Origin of the sequence: Methylophaga muralis (genome assembly GCF_001720165.1) — a bacterium.
GTDB lineage: Bacteria > Pseudomonadota > Gammaproteobacteria > Nitrosococcales > Methylophagaceae > Methylophaga > Methylophaga muralis.
In genome coordinates this window covers 1-442 of sequence record NZ_MCRI01000119.1, presented here as the reverse complement: position 1 = coordinate 442, position 442 = coordinate 1, and the positions used below count along the sequence as shown (strand labels likewise).

At 47.1% G+C, this 442-nt stretch carries 1 protein-coding gene; it reads right to left on the bottom strand.

Features of this window, described 5'->3' with window-relative positions; all coding sequences use genetic code 11:
• Positions 1–442, bottom strand: a 442-nt coding sequence (locus tag A9E74_RS13895) for an outer membrane protein assembly factor BamB family protein (RefSeq protein ID WP_176718953.1), incomplete at both ends; no start/stop codon positions are given.

Here is a 442-nt window from a genome sequence, read left to right as displayed (position 1 = left end):
CACCAACTGCGCCCAGACCATCTGAATCATTTTCTAAACTTGGGATAGCCATACCGATACCAGCCCAACCACCTACACCAGACAGGATAGAAATATACTGTTTGTTGTTGTGTTTGTAGGTATTAACGTTACCGATAATGCCTGATGCTGTTTTGAATCTCCACAGTTCACGACCTGATTGGGCATCAACTGCTTTCAGGTAACCTTCCAGCGTACCGTAGAACACAACATCAGAGGCAGTTGCTAACGCACCTGACCATACTGAGAAACGCTCTGGGTTTGACCAGACGATTTTACCTTCACGAGCATCCCAAGCAATGAAGTTACCCAAGTGCGTGCTGCCTTCTGGTGGGTACATGCTCAATGTCGCACCAACGTATGGTTGACCGGCTACGTATTCAACTTCGAATGGTTCGTAGTCCATGCAAACATGGTTAGTTGG